A 16257-nucleotide genomic window follows, 5' to 3' on the forward strand; every position below is an offset into this window, starting at 1 on the left:
GGGTAGCCTGAACGGTAATGTCATTCCGCCCTTGCTCCCGCGTCGCCTGTCCGGACGAGTCCGTCGCGACGCTCACCTTCGACTACGGCGACTCCATGGCCGTGCTCGGCCCGCTTTCGATCGAGCGTGAACCGCACGCCTTCGACCTCTGCGACCGGCACGCCCGCCTGACAAGCGTCCCGCACGGCTGGCAGCTCATCCGGCTCAGCACGATGGGCGCGATGAGCGAAGCGGACACCCCGGGCGGCCCCGACGCCTGAACCCCGGGCGGGCGAGGGCGAACCCCGGCCGTGGGACACACCCAGCCGGGGCGGCGCAGGGAATGGCATGATGGTCGCATGACTGTCGCCTCGTCCCCTGTATCCACCGCGCCCTCGCTCGCGCCCATCTTCAAGATCGCCGACCCGCAGCTCGCCGAGGCGGGCCGGCACCAGTTGCGTCTCGCCGAGAACGAGATGCCCGGCCTGATGGCCCTCCGCGCCGAATTCGGCGAATCGAAGCCGCTCACCGGCGCACGCATCGCAGGGTCCCTGCACATGACCGTGCAGACCGCCGTCCTCATCGAGACCCTCGTGGCCCTCGGCGCGCAGGTGCGCTGGGCGAGCTGCAACATCTTCTCCACCCAGGACGACGCCGCCGCGGCCATCGCGGTCGGCCCGACCGGGACCCCGGAGAACCCGGCCGGCGTTCCCGTCTTCGCCTGGAAGGGTGAATCGCTCGAGGACTACTGGTGGTGCACCCAGCAGATCTTCGACTGGAGCATCGAGGCCGCGGCGGCGGGGGAGACCTGGGCCGGACCGAACATGATCCTCGACGACGGCGGCGACGCCACGATGCTCGTGCACAAGGGCCGCGAATTCGAACTTGCCGGCGCCGTCCCCGAGGCGACCGCGTCCGACAGCCATGAGTACCGGGTGGTACTGGACGTCCTCCGTCACTCGCTCGCGGAATCTTCCAACCGCTGGACCGAGATCGCCGCCGGTCTCGCCGGCGTGACCGAGGAGACCACGACGGGCGTCCACCGCCTGTACGAACTGGCCAGCGCCCACGAACTGCTCTTCCCCGCGATCAATGTGAACGACTCGGTGACGAAGTCGAAGTTCGACAACAAGTACGGCATCCGCCACTCCCTGCCCGACGGGCTCAACCGGGCGACCGACGTGCTCATCGGAGGCAAGGTCGTCTTCGTCGCCGGATACGGCGACGTGGGCAAGGGTGCGGCAGAGGCCCTGCGCGGCCAGGGCGCTCGCGTGATCGTAAGCGAGATCGACCCGATCAACGCCCTGCAGGCCGCGATGGACGGCTTCCAGGTCGCCCGGCTGGAGTCGGTCGTCGAGCAGGTCGACATCTTCGTGAGCGGCACCGGCAACTTCAACGTAATCCGCACCGAGCACATGCTCAAGATGAAGCACCTCGCGATCATCGCGAACGTCGGCCACTTCGACAACGAGATCGACATGGCCGCGCTCGAGACCCTCGAAGGCGCCGTACGGGTGGAGATCAAGCCGCAGGTCGACGAGTGGCACCTGCCGAGCGGGCGCAGCATCCTCGTGCTCTCCGAGGGGCGCCTGATGAACCTCGGCAACGCGACCGGACACCCCTCCTTCGTGATGAGCAACTCCTTCACGAACCAGGTGCTCGCCCAGATCGAGCTGTACTGCTACCCGGAGAAGTACCCGGTCGGCGTGTACGTGCTGCCGAAGCACCTCGACGAGAAGGTCGCCCGGCTGCACCTCGACGCCCTCGGCGTCGAACTCACCGTGCTGAGCCCCGAGCAGTCCGCCTACATCGGCGTGCCCATCGACGGCCCATACAAGGTCGACCAGTACCGCTACTGACCCGCACGCCGTGTTTCAGAGCGCCCGCATCCACCGCTCCTGCGGCGGTTGCGGGCGCTCTGTCGTATCCGCCGGCGTCCCCGCCCGCCGCCCGCCCGCAGTCGGGTGGGCTTCTTTCGTGCCGCGAGAGCGCACTTTTGGCCCTTAAACCGCGGGTTTAAGGGCCAAATGTGTACTCTCGCGGATGCTCGTGGGCGGGCATCGGGGGTGGTGACACGCCCGGGGTGGTCCGGGTTTTGACGGGGGTGGTGGAGGCACGTAATGTCTTCACGTACCCCAAAGGTGCGGAAAAGCCGCAGTGCTTTCCGGCCTCACGTGGGACCGAAGTTTTACGCTTTTCTCACTCTCGAATCCTTGATTCGGATGTGCGAGGCGTAGGCTTGAAAGTCTTCCTCCCGTAAGTTTTGTCGGATTGGTTGAACTCCTTTTGTGGACGCGTTTTCGTGTCGAGAAGCGGGGTTCCGGCCGATTTGACAGGGGCTGCGGGGGAGGTTAGGTTAGACAAGTTGCCTCGGAGCGACAGCCACTAAGCCGGTTACGGTGTGGCCTGAAGCCGGGTGCGTCCGATCCTTGAGAACTCAACAGCGTGCACAATGTCAAATGCCAAAAACCTCGTGGTTTGGATCCGTTTCTAGCGGTGAAGGGCCAGGAGATTCCTTTGGAAAACATTTATAACAACAAAGCAAGTCAGTAATGATTTGTTCTGTCAGTTTCAAACTTGTGTCTGGTCCGCCCATTCCGGCGGTCAGTCACACTAGATGTGCCGGGGCTTTCGGGTCTTGTGCAATCAAACATTTACGGAGAGTTTGATCCTGGCTCAGGACGAACGCTGGCGGCGTGCTTAACACATGCAAGTCGAACGATGATGGAGAGCTTGCTCTTCGGATTAGTGGCGAACGGGTGAGTAACACGTGAGCAATCTGCCCTTGACTCTGGGATAAGCGTTGGAAACGACGTCTAATACCGGATACGACCCTTGGAGGCATCTCTGGGGGTGGAAAGAATTTTGGTCAGGGATGAGCTCGCGGCCTATCAGCTAGTTGGTGAGGTAATGGCTCACCAAGGCGACGACGGGTAGCCGGCCTGAGAGGGTGACCGGCCACACTGGGACTGAGACACGGCCCAGACTCCTACGGGAGGCAGCAGTGGGGAATATTGCACAATGGGCGAAAGCCTGATGCAGCAACGCCGCGTGAGGGACGACGGCCTTCGGGTTGTAAACCTCTTTTAGTAGGGAAGAAGCGAAAGTGACGGTACCTGCAGAAAAAGCACCGGCTAACTACGTGCCAGCAGCCGCGGTAATACGTAGGGTGCAAGCGTTGTCCGGAATTATTGGGCGTAAAGAGCTCGTAGGCGGTTTGTCGCGTCTGCTGTGAAAACCCGAGGCTCAACCTCGGGCCTGCAGTGGGTACGGGCAGACTAGAGTGCGGTAGGGGAGATTGGAATTCCTGGTGTAGCGGTGGAATGCGCAGATATCAGGAGGAACACCAATGGCGAAGGCAGATCTCTGGGCCGTAACTGACGCTGAGGAGCGAAAGCATGGGGAGCGAACAGGATTAGATACCCTGGTAGTCCATGCCGTAAACGTTGGGAACTAGATGTGGGGACCATTCCACGGTCTCCGTGTCGCAGCTAACGCATTAAGTTCCCCGCCTGGGGAGTACGGCCGCAAGGCTAAAACTCAAAGGAATTGACGGGGGCCCGCACAAGCGGCGGAGCATGCGGATTAATTCGATGCAACGCGAAGAACCTTACCAAGGCTTGACATATAGAGGAAACGGCTGGAAACAGTCGCCCCGCAAGGTCTCTATACAGGTGGTGCATGGTTGTCGTCAGCTCGTGTCGTGAGATGTTGGGTTAAGTCCCGCAACGAGCGCAACCCTCGTCCTATGTTGCCAGCACGTAATGGTGGGAACTCATGGGATACTGCCGGGGTCAACTCGGAGGAAGGTGGGGATGACGTCAAATCATCATGCCCCTTATGTCTTGGGCTTCACGCATGCTACAATGGCCGGTACAAAGGGCTGCAATACCGCAAGGTGGAGCGAATCCCAAAAAGCCGGTCTCAGTTCGGATTGAGGTCTGCAACTCGACCTCATGAAGTCGGAGTCGCTAGTAATCGCAGATCAGCAACGCTGCGGTGAATACGTTCCCGGGCCTTGTACACACCGCCCGTCAAGTCATGAAAGTCGGTAACACCCGAAGCCGGTGGCCTAACCCTCACGGGAAGGAGCTGTCGAAGGTGGGATCGGTGATTAGGACTAAGTCGTAACAAGGTAGCCGTACCGGAAGGTGCGGCTGGATCACCTCCTTTCTAAGGAGCACAGCAGTGCCGTCTGTATACAGCGGAGTAACACTGCCAAGCCATACGAAGACGAATGTTCTTCGATGGCGCTCATGGGTGGAACATTGACATTGATATGCAGAGATCATCTCTGGATCCAGTACGCCTGGTACCGCTTGCGGTGCCTCGTTGGAAAGGTCCGGTTATGAAGGAAACATATATGCACGCTGTTGGGTCCTGAGGGACCGGAACAACTGGGTTTTGCCTGGTTGGACTGTTCCTCTGGACCTTTTCTTGTTCACATCAATCGTGGGCAGGTGAGGGTACCGCCCGTACTTTGAGAACTACACAGTGGACGCGAGCATCTTAAATTTGACAGTCTTCGGACTGCAAATTACAAAGATCTATTTATAGATCATTGGTCAATTTCGATTCTGAATTTATTCAGAATACTTAATCGATTCAAACTCATGTGATTTCAAATTTCTAAGAGCAAACGGTGAATGCCTTGGCATGTAGAGCCGAAGAAGGACGTAGTAATCTGCGATAAGCCTCGGGGAGTTGATAAACGAACTGTGATCCGAGGATGTCCGAATGGGGAAACCCCGCCAGGCCCGTAAGGTGACCTGGTGACTCCCGCCTGAATATATAGGGCGGGTAGAGGGAACGTGGGGAAGTGAAACATCTCAGTACCCACAGGAAGAGAAAACAATAGTGATTCCGTTAGTAGTGGCGAGCGAACCCGGATGAGGCTAAACCGATCATGTGTGATAGCCGGCAGGCGTTGCATGGTCGGGGTTGCGGGACTTTTCTGCTGATTCTGCCGAACAGTGAGGGTTAGAGCGTTGTATAGACGAACAGGATTGAAAGCCTGGTCATAGAGGGTGCGAACCCCGTAGTCGAAATGCAGTAATCGCCCGAAGAGTATCCCAAGTAGCACGGGGCCCGAGAAATCCCGTGTGAATCTGTCAGGACCACCTGATAAGCCTAAATACTCCTACATGACCGATAGTGAACAAGTACCGTGAGGGAAAGGTGAAAAGTACCCCGGGAGGGGAGTGAAATAGTACCTGAAACCGTTTGCTTACAAACCGTTGGAGCCAGTCTGATTCTGGTGACAGCGTGCCTTTTGAAGAATGAGCCTGCGAGTTAGTGATATGTGGCGAGCTTAACCCGAGAGGGGAATGCGTAGCGAAAGCGAGTCTGAATAGGGCGATTCAGTCGCATGTCCTAGACCCGAAGCGAAGTGATCTATCCATGGCCAGGTTGAAGCGACGGTAAGACGTCGTGGAGGACCGAACCCACTTCAGTTGAAAATGGAGGGGATGAGCTGTGGATAGGGGTGAAAGGCCAATCAAACTTCGTGATAGCTGGTTCTCTCCGAAATGCATTTAGGTGCAGCGTTGCGTGTTTCTTGCCGGAGGTAGAGCTACTGGATGGCCGATGGGGCCTAAAAGCTTACTGACGTCAGCCAAACTCCGAATGCCGGTAAGTGAGAGCGCAGCAGTGAGACGGTGGGGGATAAGCTTCATCGTCGAGAGGGAAACAACCCAGACCACCAACTAAGGTCCCAAAGCGCGTGCTAAGTGGGAAAGGATGTGGAGTTGCACAGACAACCAGGAGGTTGGCTTAGAAGCAGCCACCCTTGAAAGAGTGCGTAATAGCTCACTGGTCAAGTGATTCCGCGCCGACAATGTAACGGGGCTCAAGCACGCCACCGAAGTTGTGGCATTGATATTTTTGGTAAGCCGCACACTTGTTGTGTTGGTTCAGCCGTGTTGATGGGTAGGAGAGCGTCGTGTGGCCAGCGAAGCGGCGGTGTAAACCAGCCGTGGAGGCTACACGAGTGAGAATGCAGGCATGAGTAGCGAAAGACGGGTGAGAAACCCGTCCTCCGAAAGATCAAGGTTTCCAGGGCCAGGCTAATCCGCCCTGGGTAAGTCGGGACCTAAGGCGAGGCCGACAGGCGTAGTCGATGGACAACGGGTTTATATTCCCGTACTGGCGAAAAACCGTCCAAGCTAATCCAGTAATGCTAAGCATCTGAATCCTCTAGATGGATCCCTTCGGGGTGAAGCGTGAGGCCTAGCGTGCGACCCTATGCTGGTGCGGTTAGCGTATTAACAGGTGTGACGCAGGAAGGTAGCTGAGCCGGGCGATGGTTGTCCCGGTCTAAGGATGTAGGCCGAGAGATAGGCAAATCCGTCTCTCATATAAGGCTGAGACCCGATGGGTAGCCCGTAAGGGCGAAATCAGTGATCCTATGCTGCCAAGAAAAGCATCGACGCGAGGTTTTAGTCACCCGTACCCCAAACCGACTCAGGTGATCAGGTAGAGAATACTAAGGAGATCGAGAGAATCGTGGTTAAGGAACTCGGCAAAATGCCCCCGTAACTTCGGGAGAAGGGGGCCGGAGGCGTGAAGGGATTTACTCCTGGAGCGTTCGAAGGCCGCAGAGACCAGTGGGAAGCGACTGTTTACTAAAAACACAGGTCCGTGCCAAGTCGCAAGACGATGTATACGGACTGACGCCTGCCCGGTGCTGGAAGGTTAAGAGGAACGGTTAGCCGCAAGGCGAAGCTGAGAATTTAAGCCCCAGTAAACGGCGGTGGTAACTATAACCATCCTAAGGTAGCGAAATTCCTTGTCGGGTAAGTTCCGACCTGCACGAATGGCGTAACGACTTCCCAGCTGTCTCAACCGCGAACTCGGCGAAATTGCATTACGAGTAAAGATGCTCGTTACGCGCAGCAGGACGGAAAGACCCCGTGACCTTTACTACAGCTTGGTATTGGTGTTCGGTGTGGCTTGTGTAGGATAGGTGGGAGACTGTGAAGCTTGGACGCTAGTTCAGGTGGAGTCAACGTTGAAATACCACTCTGGTCATATTGGATATCTAACTTCGAACCGTGATCCGGTTCAGGGACAGTGCCTGGTGGGTAGTTTAACTGGGGCGGTTGCCTCCTAAAAAGTAACGGAGGCGCCCAAAGGTTCCCTCAACCTGGTTGGCAATCAGGTGTCGAGTGTAAGTGCACAAGGGAGCTTGACTGTGAGACTGACAAGTCGAGCAGGGACGAAAGTCGGGACTAGTGATCCGGCAGTGGCTTGTGGAAGCGCTGTCGCTCAACGGATAAAAGGTACCTCGGGGATAACAGGCTGATCTTGCCCAAGAGTCCATATCGACGGCATGGTTTGGCACCTCGATGTCGGCTCGTCGCATCCTGGGGCTGGAGTAGGTCCCAAGGGTTGGGCTGTTCGCCCATTAAAGCGGTACGCGAGCTGGGTTTAGAACGTCGTGAGACAGTTCGGTCCCTATCCGCTGCGCGCGCAGGAAATTTGAGAAGATCTATCCCTAGTACGAGAGGACCGGGATGGACGAACCTCTGGTGTGTCAGTTGTTCCGCCAGGAGCACCGCTGATTAGCTACGTTCGGAACGGATAACCGCTGAAAGCATCTAAGCGGGAAGCCGGCTTCGAGATGAGATTTCCATCCCTTCGGGGGAGAGGCTCGCAGCTAGACTACTGCGTTGATAGGCCGGATGTGGAAGAGGGGACTAAAGACCCTTGGAGCTGACCGGTACTAATAAGCCAATAATTTGATAACACACCAGTTTGAATAAGCTGCAAGCGTCCACTATGTGGTTCTCGACGTACGGTCGAGAACAAACCCCTTCCAGGAGGGGTCTATAACTGAAAAATATAGAATCGATCCATCGAAAGATGTTTCGGCGGCTATAGCGAGAGGGAAACGCCCGGTCACATTCCGAACCCGGAAGCTAAGACTCTCAGCGCCGATGGTACTGCAGGGGGGACCCTGTGGGAGAGTAGGACACCGCCGGACTTAACTTAGAAACACCAGAAAAGCCACCCCACGGGGTGGCTTTTCTGCTTTAACCCGCACACCGCACACCGCAACCACCAGCCAGCCAGCCAGCCAGCCCGCCAGCCAGCCCGCCCTGCACTGGCCCCGCCCTGCACTGGCCCCGCGCGACACCAGCGCCGCTACGCCCCGGACACGCCGGGCGCGTAACGGCGCAACCGGCGCGCAACCCGTAGCGGGGCGGCGCAGCATCCGCTCAGCGGTTGGGGAAATCGTGGGGGAGGCGCGTGAGCACCGGGCGGAGGCGTTCGAGGCGATCTCGTTCCAGGAGGAGTGCCGCGTACTCGCGGCTGCGGCGCACGGCGGCGACGCCGGCGAGGAACTCCTCGGGGGAGACGGCGGGAACCGGGGAGACGAAGGGCGCCGCTTCCGCCGCGAGGTCACTTGCTACGCGCACGCGTGTCTCCGGGGTCAGGCGTCCGGACTGGCGGAGGAACTGGGCGATGCGGCGCGAGAGCCGGTCAGGCAGCCGCACGACATCGACGGTGTACGACCAGGTGGTGAGCTCTTGCGGAAGCCCGAGGACCGGCTCGTCGAACCGGGCCACCCGTTCATACTGGCTGTACGTGCCGGCCATCAGGTCGCCGAGGCGCTTGGACTTGCCGTTCAGCAGAGCCGTCGTGGCGGCCAGGCCGCCGAAGGTGAGGTAGATCTCGAAGATTCCGCTGAGGGCGCGGGTGAAGGCGTGCCGCAGCTGAATGGACCCGCCGTCGTCACGCACGATGCGGGCGCCGATCGCGAGCTTGCCGAGCGAGCGTCCTCCGGTCACGGTCTCCACGACAGTCGGGAGGATGAGGATCGAGAACGCGAGCCCTGAAATCGCCAGCGTCTGTGCGAGCGCTGGATCCAGGGCGTCGCCCATGACGAAGTCGACCGCGAAGGCGAGTCCCACGAAGAAACCGAGATAGGCGAGCCAGTCGATGATGGCGCCGGCCGCGCGCAGGATGAAACTCGCCGGCCGCACATCAAGCGCGACCGCCTCGCCAGTGACGAGTTCGTACTCATAGGGAGAACTTTCTCCCTGATCCGCCGCGTTTCCGGGGTGTGCCATGTCTACTATTAGAGCAGATGGACCTCGACGCATATTCAACGGCGCACCGCGCCCAGTGGGACCGCCTCGCCGAGCTCGGCAGGGAGCGGCGGCTCTCCGGCGCGCAGTCCGACGAACTGATCGGCCTGTACCAGTCCGGCGCGACCCAGCTGTCCGCAATCAAGAGCACGGCCGGCTCCACGATCCCGGGCGACCGGCTCTCCGTCGCGTTGTCCCGCGCCCGGCTGCGCTTCACCGGAGCCGGCGCGAACGTCGTGTCCCAGGTGCCTCGGTTCTTCGTCCTTCAACTGCCCGCCGCGCTCTACCGCCTGCGCTGGCTCACGCTGTGCGTCGCGGTCGTGACGGTCGCGGTCGCGGTGCTCTATGCCGTCTGGATCACCGGCGACCCCCGGGTGCTCGCCAACCTCGGCTCCGACGCCCAGCTCCAGCAACTCGTGAACTCTGAATTCGTCGACTACTACTCCGCCAACCCCGCCGCGTCGTTCACCGGCCAGGTCTGGACGAACAACGCCTGGATCGCCGCGCAGTGCGTCGCCTTCGGTATCCTCGGCCTCTACGTGCCGTACATCGTGCTCTCGAATGCCCAGAACATCGGCACGACAGCCGCGGTGATGTTCGCATACGGCAAGGGCGACGTCTTCTTCCTCTACATCGCGCCGCACGGGATGCTGGAGCTCACCGCGATCTTCGTCGCTGCGGCCGCGGGGCTTCGCATCTTCTGGTCCTGGATCGCCCCCGGTGGGCGTACCCGCGGGCAGGCTCTCGCGGCGGACTCGCGCGCCCTCGCGACGGTTGCGATCGGCCTCGTCTTCGTCCTCCTCGTCTCCGGCGTGATCGAAGGCTTCGTGACCCCGGCGCCGTGGCCGTGGCCGGTCAAGATCGGCATCGGCTTCGCCGCGCTGTGTGCGTTCCTGACGTACATGCTCGTGCTCGGCCGACGGGCCGCACGTTCCGGCGAGACCGGCGACATCGGTGAGTTCGAGGCCGGCAGCACCCGCATCTACGCGTCCTGAGGGCCGCGAGCGGGCTACAGTCGGCCGGCGAGCTTCAGGGCGAGGTAGTGATCGGCGAGGCGGGGCGGCAGGTCCGCTGGCGGACCGGTGACGACGTCGGCACCCTGCTGGCGGATCGCCGCGGCGACCCTGGCGACGTCGAGCAGCGCCCGTTCGGCAGCGGCGGCGCGGTAGACCTGCTCCCGGTCGGCGCGTTCGTGGGTCGCCTGCACGGTCGTCGGGTCGGTGACCGACGCGACGACGACGGTGTGGCGGCGGGTCAGCTGGGGCAGTACCGCGAGCAGTCCGGTCGACGCCCCCGCGGCATCGATCGAGGTCAGCAGCACGACGAGGGCGCGCTGGCTCGTGATCGCGCGCACCTGGGCCGGCACTCCGGCCCAGTCCATTTCGAGGAGTTCGGGGTCGATCACCGCAAGGGTGTCGACCATCCGCGACAGCAGTTCTGCGCCCTGCGCGCCCTGCACCCGGCCGCGCACCCGCCGGTCGAAGGCGACCATGTCGACACGGTCTCCGGCCTTCGACGCGAGCGCGGCGAGCAGCAGCGCCGCCTCGAACGCGGTGTCGAGCCTCGTCTCGTTGTCGATCCGCGCGGCGGAGGTGCGTCCGGTGTCGATCACGATGACCACCCGCCGGTCGCGCTCCGGTCGCCAGGTGCGCACGACCACGTCGTTGTGCCGCGCCGTAGCCCGCCAGTCGATCGAGCGCACGTCGTCGCCGCGCACATACTCCCGCAGCGAGTCGAACTCGGTGCCCTGTCCGCGCACGAGCACGCTCGTGCGCCCGTCGAGTTCCTTGAGCCGGGTGATGCGCGAGGGCAGGTGCTTCCGGGCGTTGAAGGGCGGCAGGACACGGATGCGCCCGGGCGCCTCGAGCGTGGCCTGGCGCGCCCACAGGCCGAGCGGCCCGTACGAGCGGATCGTGACCCGGTCCACCCGTCGTTCTCCCCTCCGGAACGGAGTCAGCGGGAGGGACACGAGCCGGCGTTCCCCTGTCGGGACGGACAGAGGGGTGCGGTTGTTGCCTGCGCCGGCCGACGGTTGCCAGGCGTCCCGCACGAGGGCGCGGAGGCGACGGGAGCCGGAATTGGTGACGTACAGCAGGCTCGTCACGGTTTCGCCGAGGCGCACCCTTGCCGGCAGCCTGCGTTCGAGGCGCACGGCCCTGGGCGAGCCGGCCAGCGCGAGGTCGAGCAGGCCGAGCCCGACCGAAAGCAGCAGCCACAGGGCGAGGATGCCGCCCGCGGCCGCCTGGCTGCGTCCGAGCAGCACAATTGGCACGACGCCGAGGGCGACGAGCAGTGTGAACCGACCGGAGACCGTCACCTTAGATCGGAACCTGGACCTGCTGGAGCACGCTGCGCAGGATGGCGTCCACGAACACGCCCTCGAGCTCGGCTTCCGGCTGGAGCTGGATCCGGTGCCGCCAGACCGGGAGGACCATCGCCTGGACGTGGTCGGGAGTGATCGAGTCGTAGCCGCTGAGCCACGCCCAGGCTTTCGTCGCCGCGAGAAGCGCCGTCGTCCCGCGGGGGCTCACGCCGAGCTTGACCGAGGGGCTGCGCCGGGTCGCGCGCGCGAGATCCACGATGTATGCGAGCACGTCCGCGCTCGAGCCGACCTCCATGACGGCGGCCTGCGCGGCGGTGAGCTGCTCGGCGCCGAGCACGGGAGTGACCCCGGCCGCGGTGAGGTCGCGGGGGTTGAAACCGGCGGCGTGGCGGCGGAGCACCTCGAACTCCGCGTCGCGTTCCGGCACGTCGAGCACGAGCTTGAGCAGGAACCGGTCGAGCTGCGCCTCGGGCAGCGAGTACGTGCCCTCGTATTCGATCGGATTCATGGTCGCGGCGACGATGAACGGGTCCGGCAACGGAATCGTCCGGCCGTCGACGCTGACCTGGCGTTCCTCCATCGCCTCGAGCAGTGCGGACTGGGTCTTCGGCGGTGTCCGGTTGATCTCGTCCGCGAGCAGGATGTTCGTGAACACCGGGCCCTTCCGGAACTCGAACTCGCCGGCCCGCGCGTCGTAGATGAGCGACCCTGTGACGTCGCCCGGCATCAGGTCGGGCGTGAACTGAACCCGTTTCGTCTCGAGGCTGAGCGCGTGGCTGAGCGAGCGCACTAGGAGGGTCTTGGCGACACCGGGCACGCCCTCGAGCAGCACGTGGCCGCGCGCGAGCAGGGCGATGATGAGTCCCGTCACTGCGCCGTCCTGGCCGACGACGGCCTTGCCGACCTCGGTGCGAACCTGCGCGAGCGATTCCCGAAGGGAAACGATGGTATCGGTCGGTGTGCTCATGGGTCCATTCTTCCGGGGGTGGTTGCGGTGGGTGGGGCGGATGCCGGCGGATCAGCGGGCAGGCCGCTCGCGGCGATCACGGCTCGCTCCAGGTCCTGGAGGAGGTCGGACTGGGCAATGAGGTCGCGGTCCGTCGCCGGGACTCCGTCGACGAGGACGAAGCGCACCTCGGCCGGTGCCCGACCGGTCAGTGCGGACACCGCGAGCACGACGTCGTCGAGGCTCGCGAGCCTGGACAGCCCGACCCGGGTCGCGAGGCGCTGCACGGTGGCGACCCGCAGGGAGTCGAGGGCGCGGAGGCGCGCGTTGCCGCGGGCATAGAGGCGGGCCCTGCCTTCCATCGTCTCGCTCGCGCGTACGGTCACCGGCAGGTTCTCGGCGACGAGCGGTCCGAGTCGCCTGCCCTGCCACACGGCCGCGGCGAGGAAGACGACCGCGAGCAGCAGGATCGAGGGCGTGACCCAGCCCGGCGTCAACTCGCCGAGGCTCGGCGGGCCGGTGACCGCGACATCCGTCAGGGTCGGCAGGTACCAGATCAGGTCGGCGCTCGGCCCGAGCAGCCCGAGTGCGAGCGCCGCGTGACCGGATGCCGTGATCTCGTCGTTGCTGAAGATGGCGCCATCGGCGACGAGGGTCAGCTCTGTGGACGGCAGGGTCGCGCCGACGACGGCGAATGAGTTCCGACCGGACGGGAAACAACCGCTTTCCGCGGAGTCGGCGGGGAGGCTGAGCGTCTTCCCGCCGGGGGCGACGCCGCCTGCCCTGATCGCAGCGGGCAGGTCGCAGCGATCGCCAGGGCCGTCCAGGCTGTCGGCGACCCCGCCGAAGCCGACTGCGGGGGTCAGCGTCTGCAGCAGGAGGAAATCGGGGGAGACCACGACGGTCCGGGGTGCGAGGGCCGCCATGGCCGAGATCCGGTCGTTCGTCAGATAGCCGTTCGGGTCACTGAAGAACAGGGTCGGATCCGTGCTCGCCGCGGCGATCGTGCGAGCCTCGTCCAGGGAGTCCGCTGTCGTGACGCGCACCCCCTGCTGGCGCAGCACCTCGACGAGGGCGCGGGCGCCCGCCGGTGCGGCGTTGTCGGCGGCGAGCGGGGTCCCTCCGCTTGAACCGGCGCCCGCGAGCAGCGTCGCCGCGATGGCGACGAGCAGGGCGCCGACGCCGGCGAGCACCCAGAACCGCGAGCGCCGTGCGGCGGCGCGCAGGGTCGGGGTCGTCGCTACGGCATCGGCGCCCGCGAGAGTGGTCACCGCATTGCCGTCGGGGCCGGGTCTTCGCGGGTCGTCGGCGTCCGCGTGCGCAGGGCGCTTTCGAGCGCGGCGAGGGACAGGAAGCCGGACTCGGTGCCCTCGGCGTTGAGGTAGCGCACGCCGTCGAAGAGGTCAGCCGCCGTCCGGAGGCTGACCCGCTCCTCCGGGAACGCCGTTGCCGCCCGGTCGGCGAAGTTGTGCGCGGTCGTGCCGGGCGTGATGAAGAGCACCGTGCGTTCGATGAGCGACCGTGCCAGGGCCCGGAACATCTCGCTGATCGCGAGGTTCCAGTCCTTGTGCGATGCTGCCGACAGCGCCGCCCGGCGCAACTCGTCTGAGGACCGGGCGTCGTTCCTGCCGAACATCTCGTGCTGCAGGGCGCTGCGCCTGTTCCACCGAGGCAACCCGAAGACGAGCACGGCGACCACGACGACGGCGACGACGACAAGCGTCACGACGAGCGGGACCCAGGGTCCGAGGCCCGCGCCAGACGGCACGCCCAGTGAAGCGAACCAGTCGAAGAAGGCCTTGCTGACCAGGTCGAACCAGGTCGGCCGCGCGGCCTGGTACGGCGGCTTGGCGAGCTCGTCCCGCAACCAGGCCGTGGCCGTCGGGGCATCGGGATCGACAGGGATGCCCCCCAGGAACGGACCAGACCACGTGCCCCCCGCACCGGTCATGACTGCGGGGCCGCCGGCATCCGCCCGGCAGGGATCAGGTACGGGTCGGCAGCGTCGTTGCCGGGGGAAGACTCGACGAAGCGCTGCAGGTCGAGGTCGAGGCCTTCCTTGCGCATCCGCAGGTCGATGTAGATCAGCGCTGTCGTGCCGGACTGGACCACCGCGGCGACGGCCCCGAGTACGAGGCTCAGGAGAATGGTCAGCACGTACAGCACGATCACGGGGATCCAGGAGTCGATGGCGCCGGTCGGGTCGATGAGGGAGACCGCGACGCCGCCGAGCAGCGACAGCGGTGTCGAGACGATCTGCGAGACGATGTTCACAATCGCGGCGACAAGGAACTGCACTCCGAGCGTGCGCCAGAAATAGCCCCTCGTGAGCGACCACGATCGGGCGATGGCCGCCCCGATGCCGAGGCGTTCGAGCACGATCAGGCTCGGGACGAGGGACGTCTTCGTGGCCAGCCAGGCCGAGAGCGCGAGGATGCCGAGTGCGCCGAGGATGCCGAAGACGATCCCGAAGACGACGCCGGCTCCTCCGAGCAACACGAACACGACGACGACCCCAGCGACGATGGCCAGGCCGAGGAGAAGGGCTCCGCTGAGGATCGCGGACCAGAGTGCGAGCGGCCAGAGGCGTCGGCCGGCCGCCCGCCAGAGCTGGCCGAGCCGGAGCTTCTGGCCGAGCATGGCACGGGAGACCTCGACGACGATGACGCCCTGGAGTATCGCGGAGGCGATCACGGAGAGGAGGATCGGCACGATCGCCGACAACACGATGGTGAGGTTGGCGCCGGCCTGGACCGCGTCCCTGTCCGCGAGCGGGGCGCTGTCGACCCTGCCGAGGGCGAGCACCGTCACCGGGCCGACGATCAGCAGGGTGACCAGGAGGATCGCGCCCTGCACGAGGAGTGCGCTTCCGAACGTGGCCTTGGGATTGCGCCGCAGCACCTGGAAGGGCGCCCAGAGCAGGGAGCCGAAACCGAGCGGCCGCAACGGGAGGAGGCCGGGGCGCGGCGGCGGGGTCCACGCGGGAGGAGGACCCCAGGCCTGGGGTGCACCGGACGCCGGCGGCGGCGCGTATTCGCCGTAGCGCGGTCGATCGTACGCGTCACCTGTCGGTGCGTGCCAGTTCTGCGGGTCCGTCACGAGACCTATGCTGGCATACTCGGCATCGAAACGGGCGCGACGGGCAATGCCAGCCCCCCTCGACTACTCTGGTGTCAGTGATTGCATGACTCACCGGGAGTATTCCCTCCGGTGACCTAAGCAGAAAACGGTTGGATGAACGCACGCATTTTGGTCGTCGACGACGACACCGCGCTGGCGGAAATGATCGGCATTGTCTTGCAGGGTGAAGGTTTCGACCCGCACTTCTGCGAAGACGGCTCACTCGCGCTCGACGCATTCCGGACGATCAAACCCGATCTGGTTCTGCTCGACCTGATGCTGCCCGGCCTCGACGGCATCGAGGTGTGCACCCTGATCCGCGCCGAATCGGGAACGCCCATCATCATGCTCACCGCTCGCACCGATACGACGGATGTGGTCAAGGGCCTCGAATCCGGCGCGGACGACTACATGGTCAAACCGTTCAACCCGAAGGAACTCGTCGCCAGGATCCGCACGCGGCTGCGGCCGGTGTCAACGGATTCTCCCGCGAACCTCTCGATCGGCGACCTCACCGTCGACGCCGCCGGGCACGAGGTGCGCCGCGGCGACCGGCAGATCGGCCTGACCCCACTCGAATTCGACCTCCTCCTCACCCTCGCGTCCCGTCCCCAGCAGGTGTTCACCCGGGAGATGCTGCTCGAGCAGGTGTGGGGCTACCACTACAAGGCCGACACCCGGCTCGTGAACGTGCACGTGCAACGCCTCCGCGCCAAGGTCGAGGACGATCCGGACAACCCCCGCATCGTGATGACGGTCCGCGGTGTCGGGTACCGGGCCGGCGCGGCCATCTAGGC

10 protein-coding genes and 3 rRNA genes are annotated in these 16257 nt (G+C 63.8%); 7 read left to right on the plus strand and 6 right to left on the minus strand.

All coding sequences use genetic code 11. The features are described from left to right. Positions 1–17 precede the first annotated feature (17 nt). The 5 genes from RHM57_RS01785 to rrf all read left to right on the plus strand — a co-directional run bounded on the left by RHM57_RS01785 (position 18) and on the right by rrf (position 7963). The gene (locus RHM57_RS01785; RefSeq protein ID WP_134449013.1) at positions 18–260 is read left to right on the plus strand and encodes a DUF3499 family protein; all 243 of its coding nucleotides are present in this window, start codon (positions 18–20) and stop codon (positions 258–260) included. A gap of 78 nt (positions 261–338) precedes the next feature. Further along, positions 339–1838, plus strand: a complete 1500-nt coding sequence (gene ahcY / locus RHM57_RS01790) for an adenosylhomocysteinase (RefSeq protein WP_134449012.1) — start codon at positions 339–341, stop codon at positions 1836–1838. 794 nt (positions 1839–2632) lie between these two features. Continuing rightward, positions 2633–4152 (plus strand): 16S ribosomal RNA (locus RHM57_RS01795). 446 nt (positions 4153–4598) lie between these two features. Further along, positions 4599–7726: ribosomal RNA gene (locus tag RHM57_RS01800) — 23S ribosomal RNA — on the plus strand. A gap of 120 nt (positions 7727–7846) precedes the next feature. Then, positions 7847–7963 (plus strand): 5S ribosomal RNA (gene rrf, locus RHM57_RS01805). Together the 16S, 23S and 5S rRNA genes form the textbook arrangement of a ribosomal RNA operon. 235 nt (positions 7964–8198) lie before the next feature. On the opposite strand, the gene RHM57_RS01810 is transcribed toward rrf, so the two are convergent. Continuing rightward, on the minus strand, positions 8199–9053 hold the full coding sequence (locus RHM57_RS01810) for an RDD family protein (protein WP_322189482.1): 855 nt from the start codon (positions 9051–9053) through the stop codon (positions 8199–8201). Between the two features lie 17 nt (positions 9054–9070). On the opposite strand from RHM57_RS01810, the gene RHM57_RS01815 reads away from it, so the two are divergent. Then, a complete protein-coding gene (locus tag RHM57_RS01815) occupies positions 9071–10066 on the plus strand; it encodes a stage II sporulation protein M (protein ID WP_134449746.1) in 996 nt (331 codons plus the stop codon). A 14-nt stretch (positions 10067–10080) separates the two neighbouring features. Here RHM57_RS01815 and RHM57_RS01820 read toward each other — a convergent pair whose 3' ends face one another. Genes RHM57_RS01820 through RHM57_RS01840 form a run of 5 tightly spaced genes read right to left on the minus strand, consistent with a single transcriptional unit; the run spans position 10081 to position 15439 of the window. After that, a complete protein-coding gene (locus RHM57_RS01820) occupies positions 10081–11388 on the minus strand; it encodes a DUF58 domain-containing protein (RefSeq protein ID WP_134449747.1) in 1308 nt (435 codons plus the stop codon). Between the two features lies 1 nt (position 11389). Continuing rightward, positions 11390–12361 carry an AAA family ATPase gene (locus RHM57_RS01825; protein WP_134449748.1) on the minus strand — a complete coding sequence of 324 codons (972 nt, stop codon included), beginning with the start codon at positions 12359–12361 and terminating at the stop codon, positions 11390–11392. Next, entirely contained in the window at positions 12358–13611 is a 1254-nt protein-coding gene (locus RHM57_RS01830) for a DUF4350 domain-containing protein (protein ID WP_134560570.1), read from the minus strand. The genes RHM57_RS01825 and RHM57_RS01830 overlap by 4 nt, the downstream gene beginning before the upstream one ends. Further along, a complete protein-coding gene (locus RHM57_RS01835) occupies positions 13608–14291 on the minus strand; it encodes a DUF4129 domain-containing protein (RefSeq protein WP_134560572.1) in 684 nt (227 codons plus the stop codon). Before RHM57_RS01835 ends, RHM57_RS01830 begins: the two co-directional genes overlap by 4 nt. After that, positions 14288–15439 carry a hypothetical protein gene (locus tag RHM57_RS01840; RefSeq protein WP_322189483.1) on the minus strand — a complete coding sequence of 384 codons (1152 nt, stop codon included), beginning with the start codon at positions 15437–15439 and terminating at the stop codon, positions 14288–14290. The genes RHM57_RS01835 and RHM57_RS01840 overlap by 4 nt, the downstream gene beginning before the upstream one ends. A 135-nt stretch (positions 15440–15574) precedes the next feature. Between RHM57_RS01840 and mtrA the strand changes: the two genes are divergently transcribed. Beyond that, on the plus strand, positions 15575–16255 hold the full coding sequence (gene mtrA / locus RHM57_RS01845; protein WP_134449752.1) for an MtrAB system response regulator MtrA: 681 nt from the start codon (positions 15575–15577) through the stop codon (positions 16253–16255). The last annotated feature ends 2 nt before the right edge of the window (positions 16256–16257 follow it).

This window comes from Cryobacterium sp. 10S3 (genome assembly GCF_034344045.1).
Classification (GTDB): domain Bacteria; phylum Actinomycetota; class Actinomycetes; order Actinomycetales; family Microbacteriaceae; genus Cryobacterium; species Cryobacterium glucosi.

Bases quoted from the DNA above. Each gene is read 5' to 3' on its own strand.
- ahcY (WP_134449012.1), top strand. From the start codon at position 339: ATGACTGTCGCCTCGTCCCCTGTATCCACCGCGCCCTCGCTCGCGCCC.
- RHM57_RS01835 (WP_134560572.1), bottom strand. From the start codon at position 14,291: ATGACCGGTGCGGGGGGCACGTGGTCTGGTCCGTTCCTGGGGGGCATC.
- RHM57_RS01810 (WP_322189482.1), bottom strand. From the start codon at position 9,053: ATGGCACACCCCGGAAACGCGGCGGATCAGGGAGAAAGTTCTCCCTAT.
- mtrA (WP_134449752.1), top strand. From the start codon at position 15,575: ATGAACGCACGCATTTTGGTCGTCGACGACGACACCGCGCTGGCGGAA.
- RHM57_RS01815 (WP_134449746.1), top strand. From the start codon at position 9,071: ATGGACCTCGACGCATATTCAACGGCGCACCGCGCCCAGTGGGACCGC.
- RHM57_RS01825 (WP_134449748.1), bottom strand. From the start codon at position 12,361: ATGAGCACACCGACCGATACCATCGTTTCCCTTCGGGAATCGCTCGCG.
- RHM57_RS01785 (WP_134449013.1), top strand. From the start codon at position 18: ATGTCATTCCGCCCTTGCTCCCGCGTCGCCTGTCCGGACGAGTCCGTC.